The sequence below is a fragment of the Exiguobacterium sp. s141 genome, assembly GCF_018618085.1.
Taxonomy (GTDB): Bacteria; Bacillota; Bacilli; order Exiguobacteriales; family Exiguobacteriaceae; genus Exiguobacterium; species Exiguobacterium mexicanum_A.
This window is the reverse complement of sequence record NZ_JACSLJ010000006.1, coordinates 133,240-149,953: the sequence shown is the minus strand read 5'-3', so window position 1 is coordinate 149,953 and position 16,714 is coordinate 133,240. Positions and strand designations below refer to the sequence as shown.

General features: G+C 54.3%; 22 protein-coding genes and 1 riboswitch. Of the genes, 15 read left to right on the top strand and 7 right to left on the bottom strand.

What is annotated here, in order from left to right; all coding sequences use genetic code 11:
• Positions 1–25: 25 nt before the first annotated feature.
• On the bottom strand, positions 26–514 hold the full coding sequence (thiW, locus tag KNP74_RS12860; protein ID WP_214764485.1) for an energy coupling factor transporter S component ThiW: 489 nt from the start codon (positions 512–514) through the stop codon (positions 26–28).
• 64 nt (positions 515–578) lie between these two features.
• A riboswitch (TPP riboswitch) is annotated at positions 579–677 on the bottom strand.
• A 24-nt stretch (positions 678–701) separates the two neighbouring features.
• Positions 702–1,022 (bottom strand): hypothetical protein, encoded by a 321-nt coding sequence (locus KNP74_RS12855; RefSeq protein WP_214764484.1) that lies wholly within the window; start codon positions 1,020–1,022, stop codon positions 702–704.
• Positions 1,023–1,064: 42 nt separating this feature from the next.
• Between KNP74_RS12855 and KNP74_RS12850 the strand changes: the two genes are divergently transcribed.
• Complete coding sequence (locus tag KNP74_RS12850) at positions 1,065–2,021, top strand: aminoglycoside phosphotransferase family protein (protein ID WP_214764483.1); 957 nt, start codon at positions 1,065–1,067, stop codon at positions 2,019–2,021.
• Between the two features lies 1 nt (position 2,022).
• Here the strand turns inward: KNP74_RS12850 and KNP74_RS12845 are convergent, their stop codons facing one another.
• Together KNP74_RS12845 and KNP74_RS12840 are read right to left on the bottom strand one after the other, a co-directional pair.
• Positions 2,023–2,769 carry a hypothetical protein gene (locus KNP74_RS12845; RefSeq protein ID WP_214764482.1) on the bottom strand — a complete coding sequence of 249 codons (747 nt, stop codon included), beginning with the start codon at positions 2,767–2,769 and terminating at the stop codon, positions 2,023–2,025.
• 92 nt (positions 2,770–2,861) lie between these two features.
• Entirely contained in the window at positions 2,862–3,554 is a 693-nt protein-coding gene (locus tag KNP74_RS12840; protein WP_138858589.1) for a hypothetical protein, read from the bottom strand.
• Between the two features lie 98 nt (positions 3,555–3,652).
• Between KNP74_RS12840 and KNP74_RS12835 the strand changes: the two genes are divergently transcribed.
• The 10 genes from KNP74_RS12835 to KNP74_RS12790 all read left to right on the top strand — a co-directional run bounded on the left by KNP74_RS12835 (position 3,653) and on the right by KNP74_RS12790 (position 12,198).
• Positions 3,653–4,573, top strand: a complete 921-nt coding sequence (locus KNP74_RS12835) for an AAA family ATPase (protein WP_214764481.1) — start codon at positions 3,653–3,655, stop codon at positions 4,571–4,573.
• Positions 4,574–4,630: 57 nt separating this feature from the next.
• Positions 4,631–5,629: a DUF58 domain-containing protein gene (locus tag KNP74_RS12830; protein ID WP_214764480.1), complete on the top strand. Its 999-nt coding sequence runs from the start codon at positions 4,631–4,633 to the stop codon at positions 5,627–5,629.
• 64 nt (positions 5,630–5,693) lie between these two features.
• The gene (locus KNP74_RS12825) at positions 5,694–6,233 is read left to right on the top strand and encodes a ribonuclease FAU-1 family protein (protein ID WP_214764478.1); all 540 of its coding nucleotides are present in this window, start codon (positions 5,694–5,696) and stop codon (positions 6,231–6,233) included.
• A gap of 49 nt (positions 6,234–6,282) precedes the next feature.
• Positions 6,283–7,410, top strand: a complete 1,128-nt coding sequence (locus KNP74_RS12820) for a tetratricopeptide repeat protein (protein ID WP_214764477.1) — start codon at positions 6,283–6,285, stop codon at positions 7,408–7,410.
• Positions 7,411–7,548: 138 nt separating this feature from the next.
• On the top strand, positions 7,549–7,983 hold the full coding sequence (locus tag KNP74_RS12815) for a MarR family winged helix-turn-helix transcriptional regulator (RefSeq protein ID WP_251130185.1): 435 nt from the start codon (positions 7,549–7,551) through the stop codon (positions 7,981–7,983).
• A gap of 35 nt (positions 7,984–8,018) precedes the next feature.
• Positions 8,019–9,011 carry a ring-cleaving dioxygenase gene (locus KNP74_RS12810; RefSeq protein WP_214764475.1) on the top strand — a complete coding sequence of 331 codons (993 nt, stop codon included), beginning with the start codon at positions 8,019–8,021 and terminating at the stop codon, positions 9,009–9,011.
• Positions 9,008–9,637: an NADPH-dependent FMN reductase gene (locus KNP74_RS12805; RefSeq protein ID WP_128123682.1), complete on the top strand. Its 630-nt coding sequence runs from the start codon at positions 9,008–9,010 to the stop codon at positions 9,635–9,637. Before KNP74_RS12810 ends, KNP74_RS12805 begins: the two co-directional genes overlap by 4 nt.
• Before the next feature lie 91 nt (positions 9,638–9,728).
• A complete protein-coding gene (locus KNP74_RS12800; RefSeq protein WP_214764474.1) occupies positions 9,729–10,205 on the top strand; it encodes a hypothetical protein in 477 nt (158 codons plus the stop codon).
• 60 nt (positions 10,206–10,265) lie between these two features.
• The gene (locus tag KNP74_RS12795; protein WP_214753427.1) at positions 10,266–11,333 is read left to right on the top strand and encodes a saccharopine dehydrogenase family protein; all 1,068 of its coding nucleotides are present in this window, start codon (positions 10,266–10,268) and stop codon (positions 11,331–11,333) included.
• A 67-nt stretch (positions 11,334–11,400) separates the two neighbouring features.
• Entirely contained in the window at positions 11,401–12,198 is a 798-nt protein-coding gene (locus KNP74_RS12790; RefSeq protein WP_138858599.1) for a GNAT family N-acetyltransferase, read from the top strand.
• Between the two features lie 31 nt (positions 12,199–12,229).
• Here KNP74_RS12790 and KNP74_RS12785 read toward each other — a convergent pair whose 3' ends face one another.
• Positions 12,230–13,015, bottom strand: a complete 786-nt coding sequence (locus KNP74_RS12785; protein WP_138858600.1) for an SDR family oxidoreductase — start codon at positions 13,013–13,015, stop codon at positions 12,230–12,232.
• 85 nt (positions 13,016–13,100) lie between these two features.
• Positions 13,101–13,415 carry a hypothetical protein gene (locus KNP74_RS12780; protein ID WP_138858601.1) on the bottom strand — a complete coding sequence of 105 codons (315 nt, stop codon included), beginning with the start codon at positions 13,413–13,415 and terminating at the stop codon, positions 13,101–13,103.
• 147 nt (positions 13,416–13,562) lie between these two features.
• Between KNP74_RS12780 and KNP74_RS12775 the strand changes: the two genes are divergently transcribed.
• From KNP74_RS12775 to KNP74_RS12760, 4 genes are all read left to right on the top strand, one after another.
• The gene (locus KNP74_RS12775; RefSeq protein WP_214764473.1) at positions 13,563–13,868 is read left to right on the top strand and encodes a hypothetical protein; all 306 of its coding nucleotides are present in this window, start codon (positions 13,563–13,565) and stop codon (positions 13,866–13,868) included.
• A 63-nt stretch (positions 13,869–13,931) separates the two neighbouring features.
• Entirely contained in the window at positions 13,932–14,948 is a 1,017-nt protein-coding gene (locus KNP74_RS12770) for a S66 family peptidase (protein WP_371816339.1), read from the top strand.
• Positions 14,948–15,550, top strand: a complete 603-nt coding sequence (locus KNP74_RS12765; RefSeq protein ID WP_214764471.1) for an NUDIX hydrolase — start codon at positions 14,948–14,950, stop codon at positions 15,548–15,550. Before KNP74_RS12770 ends, KNP74_RS12765 begins: the two co-directional genes overlap by 1 nt.
• Before the next feature lie 94 nt (positions 15,551–15,644).
• Positions 15,645–16,232 carry a GNAT family N-acetyltransferase gene (locus KNP74_RS12760; protein WP_034779682.1) on the top strand — a complete coding sequence of 196 codons (588 nt, stop codon included), beginning with the start codon at positions 15,645–15,647 and terminating at the stop codon, positions 16,230–16,232.
• Here the strand turns inward: KNP74_RS12760 and KNP74_RS12755 are convergent.
• Complete coding sequence (locus KNP74_RS12755; protein ID WP_034779680.1) at positions 16,213–16,677, bottom strand: GNAT family N-acetyltransferase; 465 nt, start codon at positions 16,675–16,677, stop codon at positions 16,213–16,215. The two genes, KNP74_RS12760 and KNP74_RS12755, sit on opposite strands and share 20 nt — an antisense overlap.
• Between the last annotated feature and the right edge of the window lie 37 nt (positions 16,678–16,714).

The window sequence follows — 16,714 nt, the reverse complement described above, 5'->3', positions numbered from 1 at the left end:
TTTTTTCAGCGGGGGAAACTCCTATTTATCGTTTCACCTCGAGCGGTCGTAATTGCTTGACCCGAGCCAAGACGATCCAGCCGAGCACGGCGCCAGTCACACTCGACGCAAGGAAGGCCGGGAAGAAGAACAGTGCCCCGAACTCGCTCCCCATCAACACCTTGGCGTACGGGACGGCGACGAGCGAGGCGATGAGCCCTGTCCCGATGACTTCACCGAATGCGGCGAAGGCGACGCGGTTCGTCTTCATATAGAAGACCCCGGCCAAAAGCGCCCCAATCATACCTCCGGGAAAGGCCAAGAGCGACCCGGTACCGGTCATGACACGGACGATTCCGGTCACGAACGCAACGAGAACGGCCCCGATCGGCCCGACGGTGACGGCGGCGATGACGTTCACCATATGTTGAATCGGATAGGCACGGGCGACACCGGTCGGAATCGAGATGAACAGGGAGCCGATGACGGCGATGGCGATGAGCATCGCCATCCAAGTGAGTTGTTGAATACGCATAGATAGTCTCCTTTCAAAATGAAAACGCCACTTCTCCAAGTGGAAAAGTGGCGTGGAAAGACAGACGAATCCCACACCACTTCCCTACGCTGGTATGAGCCAGATCAGGTTCGAAGGGTCCGGCGCATGCCGTCTCAGCCCGAAGGCTCCCCTAGTGGTCGTTTATTAACATGAGTATAGCATACCGTCACTTGACGCGGTCGAGCTTTCGTGGTCGGAACGCGACATAGATGATGCCGACGAACAGGCCGTACAACAAAAGGGAGAAGACGAGATTGATCAGCCACGGGAGTGTCCCTATGAACACGGCGACGGACGCGTTTTGAAACCAGACGAGCGAGAGCGACAGCCCGACAAAGCTGAGAACGAGCGTTGTCCAAAAGCCGACAGCTCGGCGCTTGAACAGACGCCAAACGAGCAGCCCGATGATGAGACTGACGACGGCCGTCGCCCCTAAGTACATATACAAGATGGCATCGACCGGGTATGAGTAATATACAACGTCCATATCGTTTCCTCCTAGGAGATGATGAAAGAAAGGGTGAAAAGGATGAGACAGGCAATCCCATGGCGTGAACGATCGTTTCGTGAACGGTTCGAACGATGGATTGAGGCAAACGTGCCGAATGCGAGGTGGCACGTGATCAAAGATACCGATTTGACGTACTTGCTTGTTGGCGCGCTCAATGAGGAACGTTACTACGCCAAAGCGGTGACCGATATCAGCCGCGGCGAAGCCAATCTGTCGGCGTTTCTGGCCGAGCGGCATCCTGATTTCGTCCCTGACGTCATCGCCATCGATTCAGCCCGGAACTGGTTGCTCATGCGAGACATCGGCGGAGAGGCGTTACATGAACGACCGGACGTGAGTCGATACGAAGCGGCGTTGCGTCAATACGCACAGCTGCAGCGACAGGAGATCGACCAGATCGAGACCTGCTTGTCTTACGGCATCCCGGACCGCCGACCGGACAAGTTGAAGGACGAAATCCGTACGTATTTACCTGAGCTCTGCGCCGGGCTCGAGCAATACAAAGCCGAGGCCATGCTCGCGCTTCAAGATGAATTGATCGCGATGTGCGATGAGCTGGCGATTGGGATGCCGATGAGTCTCGAGCACGGTGATTTGCACGGCGGCAACATCTTCTGGCGGGAACGGACGAATGATTTGTGTATCCTCGACTGGGGCGACGCGACCGTCATCAGCGTGCGCGTGTTTTGGAACGCGCTGTACGACTTATTGCCGGAAGAAGACGAGGTCGCCTGGTATGAACAGATTCAAACGATGCGTACGGTTTACTTGGAAGCGTGGAGCGGCGTCGCACCCAAGGACGTACTTTGGCGTCATCTATTGATCGCCGAAGAGCTCGGTTGCGTCTATCGTGCCTTGTCGTGGCATGTATATGTGACGAGGTACCGGTACGATGTAGCTGAGTCGAGCGATAAGCCGGCGCAATGGCTCAATTTGCTACTCGAGTACCGGGACTTGAAGCGACGCTTCCCATAAGTCATTCATGTTTCTCGAGTAGGTTTTCATAATCCGTCTCGCTCCAAAACAGCGGAGCAATCGACTCCGGCCCTTTGAAGATCTCACCGTCTCGGTCGTAGACGATGGCGTAGCCGCCTTCGACTTCAAAGACGATCAAGTCGGCCTTCACTTCCTTGACCCCGTTTCCCGCGATGATGACGTTCTCGAGCGGATCGCGCGCCAGTTGTACGCCCCATTCGTCGAGCTCGACGATGAGCGCGGATGTGTAGGCGTGGCGATTATAGAGCGCCTGAAACTCGTCTTCGGTCAAAACGACGTCCGTCGGTGGGGCACTCGTCCCATATTTTCGTTTCTCGATTTCTTCGACGAATTGAAGGAACGATGCTTCTTGCCAAAACAGCGGCGCGACCGACTCGGGACCGTTGGCGATGTCTCCGTTCGCGCTCTCATAGACGGTGGCGTACGTGCCGTCGTCAAGTTTGAACGGATGAATGTCGGCGTATGTATGCTGGATGCCGTCGCCGGCGATGACGACGTGCTCGAACGTCTCGCGGAACGGGGTGAGTCCATCGTTCTCGAGTGCCTTCAAGAGCGGCGGGACTTTTTCATATTGGTCGAAGACGTCTTTAAAATCTTCTCGCGTCCAAGCGGTGATGTCTTCGGACGACGGTTCATTTGTATCGGCCGGGACGATGGGTTGCTCAACGGAATCGGTGCACCCGGTCAGCAAAAACACACTGAATCCGAGTAGGCCTAGGCGTTTCATCAATCAAACCTCCTAAGAAAGTTACATTTTTTTCCTATTATCAATGAGCGTAGCATGTTTGCCAGTCATTGAGAACCCGGGTACTTTCTCGCTCAGGGTTGCCGCTTCAAGTAGCGGTCGAGTGCCTCGTGAAAGCGTTGTTGCTGCTCGAACGGGATGTCATGATCGGATGCGGGACCATAGCGAATCAGATGATAGAGCGAGGCATCGATATCTGTCAGCTCGATGCGCTCGAACCAGTCGACGACCGTCTCATTCGTCCGAAGTTTTAACTCAGGGGCGAGCGACGCGTTGAACGTGATCAGCCAATCCCTCAGTTCGATATTCGTGAGCATCGGGAACGTCCGTGCCTCAATCGATGTGTCCGCGTTGAGAGACAGTGGCGCAAAGGCATTCTGTCTACTAGAAAACGTGAATCCTTTCCCCCGTCGACGACGCAGCCATCTACGCACGCCATAGACGGTCAACCCGATGGCAGCAAGGAAGGCGAACAATGTGCCGAGTCCGCCTGGGGCATCACCATCCCCGCTACCAAATTTGAATTTGAGCATGTCTTCCTTCACTTGCCGTTCTCCACCGTTTCCCTTCTCATCGGTAGAACCCAAATCAATACCACCTTTTGGCGGTGGTGCCTCTTCTGGCTTGCCCATTTCGATCACACTGATTGGAGCAGGTGTATTGATCGTTTGAAGCCAACTGAACGTCTCCTTGCTGATAAAGACGAACATCACTACGAGACAAGCTGTCACAACAAGGAATCCTATAAATCGAGATGACCACTTCATCCTTTCCCTCCTTATCGGAATGTTCAGACTATTTATTGTCTATATTACCATAAACAGGTAAACTTCGAATAAGACATCTACCAACGGAGGGGAACGAAATGGGAATCGAAGCGGTCATCAAACAGTTGAATGAAGTGTATTTGGGGAAAGGTGAAGTCGTCCGGCTCTGCTGCACGGCGCTTCTCGCCGAAGGGCACATCTTGCTCGAGGACGTACCTGGAACTGGGAAGACATTGCTCGCCAAAGCGATCGCCGGCAGTTTGGACGGGTCATTCTCGCGCATCCAATTTACGGCCGATTTGCTCCCGTCCGACGTCATCGGGACCGACTACTTCAATATGCAGACGCAAGGATTTGACCATCGCCAAGGTCCGATTTTCGCAAACATCGTCCTGATTGATGAAATCAATCGAGCCGTCCCGCGCACCCAGTCGGCGCTGCTCGAAGCGATGGAGGAACGACAAGTGTCAATCGGCGGGAAGACGTATCCGATGCCGAAGCCGTTTTTCGTCATCGCGACGCAAAACCCGATTGAATCGGCTGGGACGTTCCCGCTCCCAGACGCGCAACTCGACCGGTTCCTCATCTCGATTCCGGTCGGCTATCCGGAAGCCGCCGAAGAGCGAGAACTGTTGTTGCAAGTGTTGACCGAGACCCGCAAACAAATCGAGGCCGTGACGTCACTCGCCTCGCTGCAAGAAGCGCAGGCCGAGACGAGACAAGTCGCGATTCAAGACGATGTCCTCGACTATATGCTCGGTCTCGTCCATGCGACCCGGGCGCATTCGTCTGTCGAGGTCGGGGTCAGCCCGCGCGGCGCGATCGCATTGCTCCGCGCGTGTCAAAGTTATGCCTATTTGGCCGGCCGACTGTACGTCATCCCAGAAGACGTCAAAGCCGTGGCGCCGTACGTGCTCGCCCATCGGATCAGCTTGACGCTTGAAGGCGGAATTAAGTCGACCAAAGCGAACGTCATTGCACACATTTTAGACACCGTGCCCGTGCCGGTCGAGGGCTGACGCATGATCCTGTCCACGCACGCTTGGTTGCAGCGAAGGCTCCTCCCTATATATATCGTGAGCGGAGCCATGCTCGTGTTCTTCCCATACGTCTACGGATTGGGTTACATATGCTTCATTGTCGCGAGTGCGATTTGGATGCTCGAGCGGACGCGGCAACAACTCGAGCGGCACATCGATCTCCGGTTCACGCAATACGAAGAATTGCTGTTTGTCGGGGACGAGAGTCGGCTCGTATTGGTTGTCGATGGGGTGGACGAGTTGGATCGGCTCGGCCTGCCACTTCGCATTCGTTTGAAGTCGAGCTCGGGAATCAGCTTTCCGGCGCATGAGCGCCTTCCGAACGTGCTCGACTATAAGGTCGATGTCAGTCGCGCCCGCCACGAATTGGTCGTGCGCGCTGAGTATCGCGGACCTGCCACGTTCGAAGAATGCGTCATCGCCGTCACGCTCCCGTTCCGACTCGGGACGTATTTATATGAACGACCGGTCGATATAGAGTGGACCGTCCTTCCATCGCTCCTGTTGCATCCACCGGTCGGGACGAAACGGTTAGCGCTCGGGGACCGGCCGCTCTTGGCGTCACCGCTTCGAAATCCGTTGCAACTAATCGGGTCGAAACCGTATGAAGGGGAACCGGTGAAGGAGATCGATTGGTATGCGACGGCGAAACTCGGACGCCTGCAGTCAAAAGTATTTCAACAGACGACGCTCGATACGTTCACGTTCGCCTTGGATTTGAATGGTCCGTCTGGGTATACGCTCCATCACGACTTCGAATCGCTCATCAGCCAAACCGCCTTCGTCACGTCACGACTGTTAAAAGAAGACTGCAAAATCGAATTGTTCATAAATCGATTCAATGAGGATGGGACGATGTTTCATGTCCCGCTTCAGGAAGGGGAGCGCGGCATTCGCTTCATCTTGTTGCAGTTGGCGACGATTCACCCGGGCAATCGCTTCATCTCGACCGACGCCTTTACACGGATGGTCGAGCGAAAACGATTGAAACAAAGCCATCTCGTCTCGTTCAATCAACACAATCTGTACGATTGAACAGGGGAATGTCGGATTTTGGCGAACTCTTTACGTATGAATTGGGTCAAAAGGAGAGAGACATATGCCAAAACGAAAATTTGCCAATCGCCGGGACTGGGAACGCATCTTACAACATCGCTACGCGCAGATGGAAATCCATGATGACCGTTTCTCCGGGACGGTCGCCTTGTTTCAAATCGACGCCGTCCGCGCACCTCAATATAAGATGCACAAGGGAGAAGAGTTCATCGTCGCCGATGCCGGATACGCTTGGCTACAATACTTCCCGGACGACGAGCCGTTCGGTGTGACCGTCATGTTTAATGAGGAAGGGCAAATCGTCCAATGGTACATCGATATCGTCGAAGCAATCGGATATGAGGATGGAATCCCGTATATGGACGACTTGTTGCTCGACATCCTCATCTTCCCGAACGGGGACGTGGTCCGTAAAGACGAGGACGAGTTCGAGGAAGCGACGGAGGCCGGAGAACTGACGCCGGAGCTCGTCGAACAGGGCTGGCGCGACTTCCATGCGACGCTCGACCGGATTGAACGGAACGACTTCGTCTATTTCGACTTGGCGAACGAGCATTACACCGAATTGAAGCAAAAACTTTGAACGGCCTGTTCCCTTTGGTACAGTGAAAGAAAAAACAAGGGGACGAATCATGAAAATCATCAATATCGAGACGTGGTCGCGCAAGAAGCACTACGAATTCTTCAAGGCGTTCGACGCTCCGCATTTCAACGTGACGGCGAGCGTTGATGTGACGAAGTTACATACGCACGCCAAACGGACCGGCCAGTCGTTCTTTAAACTGTTCTTGTACGGTGCTGTCAAGACGGCGAACGCCATCCCGGAGCTTCGCTACCGCATTCGCGGCGACGAGGTCATCGAGCACGACGTCGTACATCCATCGTTCACCGTCATGATGGACGATGACGTCTTCAACTTTTGCACGGCGACCTATAAAGACACGTTCCCGGACTTCATGGAAGAAGTGACGGCCCGGATGAGCGGGGCGAAACGGGAAGTCGTCGTCGGCGACGATGAGCCGGACAGTCTGCTTTACATCACGAGCGTGCCCTGGGTCACGTTCACGAGCATCAGCCACCCGACACACGATCAGCAGCATGATACGGTGCCGCGCATCGCTTGGGGCAAATTCACGGAGACGGGCGGCCGAATGTCGATGCCGCTCTCGGTCCAAGCGCATCATGCCCTCGTCGATGGCGTCCATGTCGGTCGCTATTACGAGTTGTTGCAAGCGTGGCTCGACGACTTGAGTGACTTGGAAATTCAAACCTCAGAGGAGAAGGGGCTCGACGAAGCGATTCGTCTCCGCGAGATCGGAGAGCTCGAACGGGCAAAGCAGCTGTTCCTGATGTTGCTCCGACAAGACGAGAAGAACCCACGCCTGCATGCCCATTGCGCCTGGTGTTATGACTCGCTCGGGGAAGAGCGTCAAGCCGTCCCGCATTATGAACGGGCAATCCGGCTCGGCCTCGCCGGCGAAGAGCTTCGGGAGACGTATATCGGACTCGGCAGCACGTATCGGGCGCTCGGCCGCTATGAGGACGCTGAGGCGTTGTTTGCCAAGGCGATTGAGCAGTTCCCAGACATCGGGGCGCTCAAAGTGTTCCAGGCGATGACCCGCTATAACCTCGGTCGCCATAAGGAAGCGACCGGTACGTTGCTCGAACTGCTCGCAAGCCCGGAGCCGGATGACAGCATCAAACGGTATCGTCGCGCCATCGCGTTTTATGCGCGTAACTTGGATGAGACGTATGACTGAAACGACAAGACGAGGCAACTCGTCTTTTTTTTTTGAGACAAATTGATTGACCCATCAAATTTAGCGTGTTATATTTATCTCGAATTAAAGATAATGAAATTTAAAGTATTGTTTTCTCTCAGCAAAGGAGGGGAACACATGGAAGAACGACAAACGTTAAAAGCGATCACGGTGTTGCTTCGGGCCTCGCAATCGATTCAAGACGTGGTCAAGCATGAAGTCGCCGAGTACGGGCTGAATCCGACCGAGTTCTCGGTCCTGGAATTGCTGTACCATAAAGGCGACCAACCGATTCAAATGATCGGCAAAAAAGTATTATTGACGAGCGGGAGCATGACATACATCGTCGACCGGCTCGAAGCGAAAGGCTATTTGATCCGCAAAGCGTGTCCTAGCGACCGTCGCGTCACGTATGCGGCACTGACAGAGGAAGGACAGACACTTATGTCATGCATCTTTCCAGCCCATGAACGACGAATGGACGAGCTCTTCGACGGTCTCGATTTAGCAAATACAATTACTCAATTGAAGACGGTCGGCAAACGCGCCGAAGTGTCAAAAAATTTTAACTGATTATCTCGAAATCAAGATTTTAAGGAGCGATTCGAATGAACCATGTAAAAGGAATTCACCACGTGACGGCGATTACGAGCAGCGCCGAGAAGAACTATGACTTCTTCACGAACGTCCTTGGGATGCGTCTCGTCAAAAAGACGGTCAACCAAGACGACATTAAGACGTACCACTTATTTTTCGCCGATGACAAAGGCAGCGCTGGAACAGATATGACGTTCTTCGATTTCCCTGGCATCCCAAAAGGCGTGCATGGGACGAATGAAATCGCCAAGACGTCGTTCCGCGTCCCGACCGACGAGGCACTCACATATTGGGAACGTCGATTCGATCGCCTCGGAGTGAAGCATGAAGGCATCGCCGAGCAGTTCGGCAAGAAGACGCTTTCGTTCGTCGATTTCGACGAGCAGGCGTACCAGCTCATCTCAGATGAGTTCAACGTTGGCGTCGCGTCAGGCGAACCGTGGCAAAACGGCCCGGTCCCGCTCGAGTACGCCATCACGGGCCTCGGTCCAATCTTCATCCGCATCGCGGACTTTACGTATTTCAAACAAGTGATGGAGCAAGTCATGTTGTTCGAAGAGATCGGACAAGAAGGCGACGCGCATCTCTTTGAAGGAGGTGAGGGTGGAAACGGAGCGCAAGTCGTCGTCATTCATGACGAGACGTCACCAGTCGCGCGCCAAGGGTTCGGAACCGTGCATCACGTCGCTTTCCGTGTCGATGACCGCAGTGTCCTCGATGAATGGACGGCACGATTGCAACAGTTCGGGTTACCGACATCAGGCTATGTCGACCGCTTCTTCTTTGAATCGTCTTACGCACGCGTCGCGCCGCAAATCCTGTTCGAATGGGCAACGGACGGACCAGGGTTCATGGGCGATGAGCCGTATGAGACGGTCGGTGAGAAATTGTCACTCCCGCCGTTCTTAGAGCCGAAGCGGGAACAGATTGAAGCGATGGTTCGACCGATTGATACGGTCAGAAGTACAAAAACGTTTGAGAAAGAATATGAGGGAATGAAATGAGCTTTTTAAATCGTTTGTTCGGTAAACAAGAAGAACCAACCAACTCACAAGGAGGAACTAACATGTTGAAAATTGGAATCGTACTCGGATCTACTCGTGAAGGACGCGTCAGCCCACAAGTCGGAGAATGGGTGAAAGAACTCGCGAACAAACGCGGTGACGCTAACTATGAAATCATCGATATCGCAGACTACAGCCTTCCGCTTCTCGGCGAACCAGGCGGCGACGCATCAGGTGCGGCGGCATGGTCTGAGAAAATCGCAGAGATGGACGGCTTCGTCTTCATCGTCCAAGAATACAACCACTCAATCACAGGCGCGCTCAAAAATGCTCTCGACTACTTACGTAACGAATGGCATAACAAAGCAGCCGGAATCGTCTCGTACGGTTCAGTCGGCGGTGCGCGTGCGACAGAACACTTACGCGGCGTGTTGAGCGAGCTCTTGATCGCCCATGTCCGTGTCCACCCAGCCCTCTCGCTCTTCACGGACTTCGAGAACGGGACACATTTCGCACCGAAAGACGTTCAAGTCCAATCGGTCAACGACATGCTCGACCAGCTCGTCCCATGGACAGAAGCGATGCAGACGGTCCGCACGAAAGCGGCAGAAGCTGCGAACAACTAAGTATTTGGCCAGCCTTTAAACAGGCTGTTTTTTTTGTGCGCTTTTTTTACGGGTCATGTAAAGTTGGAGTAGAAGAAGGGGGGAAATGAGCATGTGGGCTCGGAAAATTGTCGCGGCGTCGCTCACGGCCCCGATTTATGCACTCTTGTTGGCGTGTTGGGTCGTCATCCCGCAATATCCAGACAGCGGTGGGGTGAGCGATACGGTGAATGGGCTATTGATGTTGACGGCCGCCTATCTTGCAGTTAGTTTCCCGGTCATCGTCACGTACGGCGTGTTGACGTCGGTGTTCAGCGATTGGGTGACACGCCGGATGTCGAAGCGGTTCGGGCCGCTCGTCTCGTTTGGGTTACATATCGGGTTCGGGCTCGTCTTGCTCTGGCTCAGTTTAGGGGCGGCGCTATTATATTGGGCGATTGATCGCTACTTGACATATAAGGGCTGTCGGTTCGCAACAAGGCAGGTGTGGTCGAGTCTCGTCATCCCCGTCGGTGTCATAGTGACGGCTGTTGGCATCGTTTATTTGATTGGTGTGATGCAAGACGTGATGCATCGGTTACACGGGTGAAAGTTGGCAGGATAGGGAACAAAGAAAAGACATGTTTGTAGAGTTGAAGGAGGAATCGTGATGAAATGGATGATTTATGGGGCGAACGGCTATACAGGCGAACTGATTGCCCGGCAAGCAGTAAAAGAAGGGATGACACCGGTGCTCGCGGGTCGGCGTGCGGACGCAATCGCAAAGCTCGGGGAAGAGCTCGCGTGTGAGACGCGCGTCTTTAACTTGTCGTTCGATAAGGCGACGCGCCAATTGGAAGACATCGACCTCGTGTTACACTGTGCCGGACCGTTCGCCGATACGAGTCGGCCGATGGTCGAGGCGTGCCTCGCCACGAAGACGCATTACTTGGATATTACCGGGGAAATCGAAGTGTTCGAATACATCCACTCGAAGAAACGGGCCAAGCTCGCACAAGAGGCCGGCGTGTTGCTTTGTTCGGGTGTCGGCTTTGACGTCATCCCGACCGACTGTGTGGCCCGCAAGTTGAAAGAGCTGATGCCGGATGCGACGAATCTAGCACTCGGCTTCTCGGCGGCCGCCGGTATCTCACGCGGGACGCTGAAAACAGCCATCCGCGGACTCGGGTCGAGCAGTGCCGAACGGAAAGATGGCGAACTGACACCATTCCCGCTCGGGGCGAAACGCCGTCACATCGATTTCGGACGCGGCAAGAAAACGGCACTTGCGATTCCATGGGGGGATGTCTCGACCGCCTATTATACGACGGGTATCCCGAACATCACGACGTGGGTCCCGGTCCCGACGGCTTACGCTTACGGGGCGCGTCTCTTATCTTGGTTCGGCCCGATTCTTGGCAGCGACGCGGTGCAAGGAAAGCTGCTCCGTTACGTTGATGAGCACGTGAGCGGACCGGATGAGTCAGAACGGGAGCAATCATCGACGTATGTCTGGGGCGAGGCGACGGACGCTTCAGGACGCAAAGTGATCGTTCGCATCAAGACGGCGAGCACGTATGCCTTCACCGTGTACGGCGCACTTGAGGTCGTGAAGCGTCTTGTCGGATCGGGCCGTGTCATCCCAGGTAGCTTTACACCGGCGATGCTGTTCGGGTCGCACTTCATCGAAGAAATCGAAGGATCATCGTCATTTGTCGTCGATGAGGTCCGGCTGTAACGGAATCACAATCTGTTCGCAATCGAAGTGTGGTAAACTCAGGGGAGATTAGTAGGGAGGGAATGAGATGAGACGCTTAGAACTAGCCAGGCGGATCGAACGCATCAAAGCGGAAGGGACGTCTGCCTATATTCGGCATCGTAAACAGACCCCTCCCTATGAAGGTTCGGAATTGATTGTTGAAAACAAGGGCCACGTCTTCCGGATGGGCAATACGAGTTTCGCGGTCGGCTTCGGGTTGAATCGACCGACCAGTTTTTACGATTTGCACCAGATGGAGAAGTGGGTGCGCGGGAAGAACGTGTCCCGCCTACATATCGAAGTCTGTCCACTCGCGGACATGTCGCTCCTTCGGTTGCTGCAAGAACGAAACTATACGCTCGACCACTTCCTCGACGTCTGGTTGCTCGACGTGAATGCGTTCGTGTTCCCATCAGATGAACCGGACGCGGTCGAACGGGTGAACGCCGATAACGTAAACGAATGGGCCCGGGCCATCGCGGCTGGCTTTGCCGAGACGGGAACGATTTTACAAGAGACGATTGATACAGCGAAAGGTTTCTACGCGCTCCCCGAAAACCAAGCATTTCTCGTCCGCGAAGGTGAGACGGCTGTCGCCGGTGGTATTCTTGCCATCCAGGATGGGATGGGAGAACTGTTTTTGACGAGCACAATCCCAGCTTACCGAAACAAAGGTTACCAGACACAGCTCATCTTGGAGCGGATCGCCGCCGCGAAAGCAGCGGGTTGTCAGTACGTGACCGTCACAACGAAAGTCGATACGGCCTCGGGCCGCAATATGGAGCGTTTAGGTTTTATCCCGTTCTATCAGAAAGCGGTCATGAAAAGCCCGATCCTCAAATAAACAGGTCGCCCTGCGGGGCGACCTGTTGTCGTTAAAGCAAAGATTCGGCGCCGTCGACGTACACCTCGGAACCGGTGACGTGGCTCGACATGTTGCTCGCGAAGAACAACACGACGTCCGCGACTTGTTTGGCCGTGCCTGACTTGCCGGCGAGCGGCTGATTCCCTTCCGGGTACTCAATCGGGATGACGACTTCCTCAAGCAAGGCGTCGTCTCGGTTCGTCGAGTCATCGATGTTCGTATCGATGGCGCCGGGACAAATCGAGTTGACGCGAATGCCGAACTGGGCGAGCTCGGCTGCAGCCATTTTGGCGAATCCGGTCTGTCCGGCTTTTGTCGTCGCATAGCCGCTGAAACCGAAGTTTTTGAAATAACGGTTCCCGTTGATGGATGACGTGATGATGATGCTGCCGCCTCGTTCCTTTAAGTACGGGATGGCATGTTTCACCGTCAAGAACGTGCCCGTTAAGTTCGTCTCGACGACACCGTTCCAATCCTCGAGCGACAAATGCTCGATTGGCGTGATCGTCCCGTTACGACCCGCGTTCGCGAAGACGATATCGACGTGACCGAAACGTTCGACGGTCTGTTCATACGCTCGTTTCATCTCGTCTTCCTTCCCGACGTCGGCACTGATGCCGATGGCTCGTTCGTCTCCGATCAGGCTCGCGAGTTGCTGGGCATCCTCCAATTTTAAGTCGACGATGGCGACTTTTGCCCCCGCTTGGACGAACCGGATGACGGCGGCGCGCCCGATTCCGGATGCCGCGCCTGTGATGAATGCGACTTTCCCCGACAACAATGCATTTGAAATCATTCAATTCGCTCCTTTCAGCTTCCTGTTCTCATATTCCACCGTTCCCTAAAAACTATGCTCGTTTTCTGAAAAAAAGCCGTGTCGCTTAATCCGGCGTTACATGGATTGACACGGCAATTTTGAGTTTGGCGTCACGGTCGAGCTCCACCGTGACGACTTGACCGACCCGAAGTTCTTGCACGTCGTTCGCACCCCCGGTCACTTCGGTCTGATCATTGATTAAAATCGTATACAACTTGACTTCATTGCCCGAGACGTCACTTGGACCAATCATCATTTGGGGGATATCGATTTGCTCAATCCGTCCTTCGATTTGATGGTCGTCCCACGTACTAATCCAATACACCGCCACTAAACAAAGACCGATAAACGCGAGGGCAAAGATGAGTCGTGTCCTCATGACGTTCCTCCTCTGCGGTATTCCGGTACGATGGTTTCCATTAGTTATTTACCCGTATTACAGGAATTGTACAGGACTCTTTTGACAGGAATTTGAATCAATGTTGCGGAATATAACAAGACAATTTGATGAGTGGAGGTGCTGACGATGATGCTAGTCGGGCTGGTCGGTTTAATCATTTTAGGATTGGTGGCGTTCGGATGGTGGACAATCGGGTTCCCACGGCGACGCATATGGGGCGGACTGATCATGTTAGGTGTCGCGTTCACCTGCTTCCCTTTCCTTCTTGTCTTGAGCGGGGAACGCTTTGGGTTCCATGGCATCATCGCGGGATTGGTCGGATTATTTTGTATTGTTGCGGGCGGATTCTTCTTTCTTGTGCTCGGTTGGATGGGCCGTCCGCAGAAAATTCGAAAGGTACGGACACTCTCGGAAGACCCTGATTTGTTTTAGGATAGGTTGTCAGCCGACTCTTGGAACCCGTACAGTGAATGAAACAAACATGAGGGAGCGATGATGTTGGGGACAAGTAAACAACCGCCGACGTTACGGGCGGGGGACACGATTGGAATCATCACGCCGTCGTTTCCGGCACCGGTCCGGTTTCCGGAACGGTATGCGCGAGGAATTGAACAGCTCAAGCGGATGGGTTTTCTCGTTCGAGAAGGACGGTGCACGCACCGTTCAGAAGGATACCGCTCGGCCTCGATCCGAGAACGGGCCGAGGAGTTCAATGAGCTGCTGCGTGATGATGACGTGAAAGCGATCATCAGCACGATTGGGGGGACGAACTCGAACTCACTCTTACCGTATATCGATTACGAGGCGTTGCGACAACATCCGAAAATCATCATGGGGTATAGCGATGTCACAGCACTCCTCCTCGCCTGCTATACGGAGACGGGCGTGACGACGTTCTACGGTCCAGCCATCGTCCCGTCGTTCGGGGAATACGAGACGATGTTTGCGGACGGGGAGCGCTACGTGCGAGAGGTACTCTGTTTGGAGCGGACGGCGCCTTACTCACTCGACGTTCCCCGAGAGTGGACCGAGGAGATGATCGATTGGTCGACGCAGGACCGGGAGAAAAATTTCCGCCCGAATGATGGCTGGCTCACTCTCCGAGAAGGTCAGGCTCGTGGCAAGTTGATTGGTGGGAACATGAACACGATGACCGGATTCTTGAAATCGGACTATTTCCCAGACTTGGACGGGGTCATCCTGTTTTTAGAAGACTCGTTCAAGACGATGGCAGACGAGGAACGTTCCCTCAGTATGCTCAAACTGGCCGGAGTGTTCAATCAAATCAATGGACTCATCATCGGGAAACATGAACATTTCGATGCGGCCGACGCACCGTTCACGTTTGAGGAGCTGTTGCTCGAAGTGCTCGGAGACGTCGACTTCCCGATTTTGACGAACGTTGATATCGGGCATACGTTTCCGTCACACGTGTTCCCCATCGGCATCGATGTCGAACTCGATGCGACGTCAGGGACAATCACTTTTTTAGAGGATGGAGTGACGCGATAATGGAATTCATCACGGTCGTAGACCACCGGCGGAAGAAAGTCGGGTTGAAGTCACGCGCCGATGTGCACAGGGACGGGGACTGGCATGAAACGTTCCATTGTTGGATGACGGCCCACGACCGTCTCTTCCTGCAACTTCGAAGCGATCGGAAGGCAGATTTTCCCGGATTGTTCGATATCACGGCAGCCGGGCATTTGGCGGCCGGAGAGACCGTTCGGGACGGGGTGCGGGAGATTCATGAAGAGCTCGGGCTCGACCTGACGTTCGATCAACTGACTCCGCTCGGCGTCTTCGAAGACGTGATCGAGACAGGGACATTTTTGGATCGAGAATTCGCCCATACATATGTCTACGCGTACGCGGGAGAACCGTTTACATTAGATGAGACGGAAGTGGGCGATGTCGTCACGGTCGATTTTGCGGCGTTCCGGTCGCTTTTGGCCGGGAAGCATGCGGAGGTTGAGTCGATCTCGGCAATCTCAGGGGAGACACGGACCGTGACGAAGCAAGATCTCGTGCCCCATCCCGCAAGTTATTGGGAGCAAGTTTTGACAGGCCTTGAAGAGTTGACTTCAAGCAATCGAGGCGGGTCTCATGATTGATTTTATTTGGCAACTGCTGAACGTATTGCTCGTGCTCGGTTTAGGTAGTCTTTTGGTTTGGTGTTTTCGCAAGTGAAGAGGGGGGAATGACGAGATGAACGTTGAACGTACAGATACACCGCTCCAGATTGAGACCGGACGGTTATACTTGCGGGCACCTCGCGCCGGGGAAGATGCCCGTATCGTCAACGAGGCGATTCGGGAGTCGCATGATGAACTGAAGCGCTGGCTTCCGTTCGCGCAAGAAGTGCCGACGTTATCCGAGACGGAAGAAAACTTGAAGCGGGCACAGGAACTCTATGTAACAGGTGAGAGTTTTCGGTATCTCATCTTTTTACGGGAGACGGGGACGTTCGTCGGGACGGTCAGCCTGTTTGAGATTGACTGGGACGTACGGAAGGCTGCAGTCGGCTATTGGCTTCACACGGAACACACCGGCCACGGTTATATGAGCGAGGCGGTCGAGGCGATCGTCCGTTTCGGATTCGCCCACTTCAGCTTCCAGCGGATTGAAATCCAATGCGAGTCGACCAATGAAGGAAGTCGAATGATTCCGGAACGGCTCGGCTTTCAGTTGGAAGGCACGCTCCGAAACGAGGACTTGTCCGCTGACGGAAAACGCTTGACGGACACGGCCGTCTACAGCATCTTACCCGGCGAACTTATACCTGCAGCGACATGATGCGTTGGGGTCCGACCGGGCCGTCGATCAAGCGGCCGGTGTCGACGAAGCCGACAGTTTGATAGAGCGAGAAGGCCGGCTCATTTTTGAGATTGACTGACAGGACGACCTCGTGTTTATCGGTGAAGTGCTCCCGGACATAACTCGGCAAGAGACGGAGCGCCGCTTTGGCGTGGCCGTTTCCTTGAGCCGGATGATTGATGGAAAACATCGAGAGCAATAACGCATCTCGCGCCTCCGTGTAAGAGGCGACCCGTTCCGTGTCGTGGAGCAGAAAGAAGCCAACGGGCTCATCGGTCGTGATGACGACAGGGTACACCCCGTCTGGCAACTGCGAATCGAGATCTGTTGGGAGCGTCGTATACTTCTCTTGGTCGAGCGGTAGGGAAAATGTCTCCAAGACAGGCCAATGGGCGTCACGGAGTGGTTCGAGTTTGATTGACATCCGGATTCCTCCTCGGTGTAAGTTGACTCTTCTAGTA

Bases quoted from the DNA above. Each gene is read 5' to 3' on its own strand.
- KNP74_RS12810 (WP_214764475.1), top strand. From the start codon at position 8,019: ATGAACCATGTAAAAGGAATTCACCACGTGACGGCGATTACGAGCAGC.
- KNP74_RS12760 (WP_034779682.1), top strand. From the start codon at position 15,645: ATGAACGTTGAACGTACAGATACACCGCTCCAGATTGAGACCGGACGG.
- KNP74_RS12780 (WP_138858601.1), bottom strand. From the start codon at position 13,415: ATGAGGACACGACTCATCTTTGCCCTCGCGTTTATCGGTCTTTGTTTA.
- KNP74_RS12825 (WP_214764478.1), top strand. From the start codon at position 5,694: ATGCCAAAACGAAAATTTGCCAATCGCCGGGACTGGGAACGCATCTTA.
- KNP74_RS12855 (WP_214764484.1), bottom strand. From the start codon at position 1,022: ATGGACGTTGTATATTACTCATACCCGGTCGATGCCATCTTGTATATG.
- KNP74_RS12835 (WP_214764481.1), top strand. From the start codon at position 3,653: ATGGGAATCGAAGCGGTCATCAAACAGTTGAATGAAGTGTATTTGGGG.
- KNP74_RS12755 (WP_034779680.1), bottom strand. From the start codon at position 16,677: ATGTCAATCAAACTCGAACCACTCCGTGACGCCCATTGGCCTGTCTTG.
- KNP74_RS12785 (WP_138858600.1), bottom strand. From the start codon at position 13,015: ATGATTTCAAATGCATTGTTGTCGGGGAAAGTCGCATTCATCACAGGC.
- KNP74_RS12795 (WP_214753427.1), top strand. From the start codon at position 10,266: ATGAAATGGATGATTTATGGGGCGAACGGCTATACAGGCGAACTGATT.
- KNP74_RS12850 (WP_214764483.1), top strand. From the start codon at position 1,065: ATGAGACAGGCAATCCCATGGCGTGAACGATCGTTTCGTGAACGGTTC.
- KNP74_RS12820 (WP_214764477.1), top strand. From the start codon at position 6,283: ATGAAAATCATCAATATCGAGACGTGGTCGCGCAAGAAGCACTACGAA.
- KNP74_RS12790 (WP_138858599.1), top strand. From the start codon at position 11,401: ATGAGACGCTTAGAACTAGCCAGGCGGATCGAACGCATCAAAGCGGAA.
- KNP74_RS12770 (WP_371816339.1), top strand. From the start codon at position 13,932: ATGTTGGGGACAAGTAAACAACCGCCGACGTTACGGGCGGGGGACACG.
- KNP74_RS12775 (WP_214764473.1), top strand. From the start codon at position 13,563: ATGATGCTAGTCGGGCTGGTCGGTTTAATCATTTTAGGATTGGTGGCG.
- KNP74_RS12765 (WP_214764471.1), top strand. From the start codon at position 14,948: ATGGAATTCATCACGGTCGTAGACCACCGGCGGAAGAAAGTCGGGTTG.
- KNP74_RS12815 (WP_251130185.1), top strand. From the start codon at position 7,549: ATGGAAGAACGACAAACGTTAAAAGCGATCACGGTGTTGCTTCGGGCC.
- thiW (WP_214764485.1), bottom strand. From the start codon at position 514: ATGCGTATTCAACAACTCACTTGGATGGCGATGCTCATCGCCATCGCC.
- KNP74_RS12805 (WP_128123682.1), top strand. From the start codon at position 9,008: ATGAGCTTTTTAAATCGTTTGTTCGGTAAACAAGAAGAACCAACCAAC.
- KNP74_RS12840 (WP_138858589.1), bottom strand. From the start codon at position 3,554: ATGAAGTGGTCATCTCGATTTATAGGATTCCTTGTTGTGACAGCTTGT.
- KNP74_RS12845 (WP_214764482.1), bottom strand. From the start codon at position 2,769: ATGAAACGCCTAGGCCTACTCGGATTCAGTGTGTTTTTGCTGACCGGG.
- KNP74_RS12800 (WP_214764474.1), top strand. From the start codon at position 9,729: ATGTGGGCTCGGAAAATTGTCGCGGCGTCGCTCACGGCCCCGATTTAT.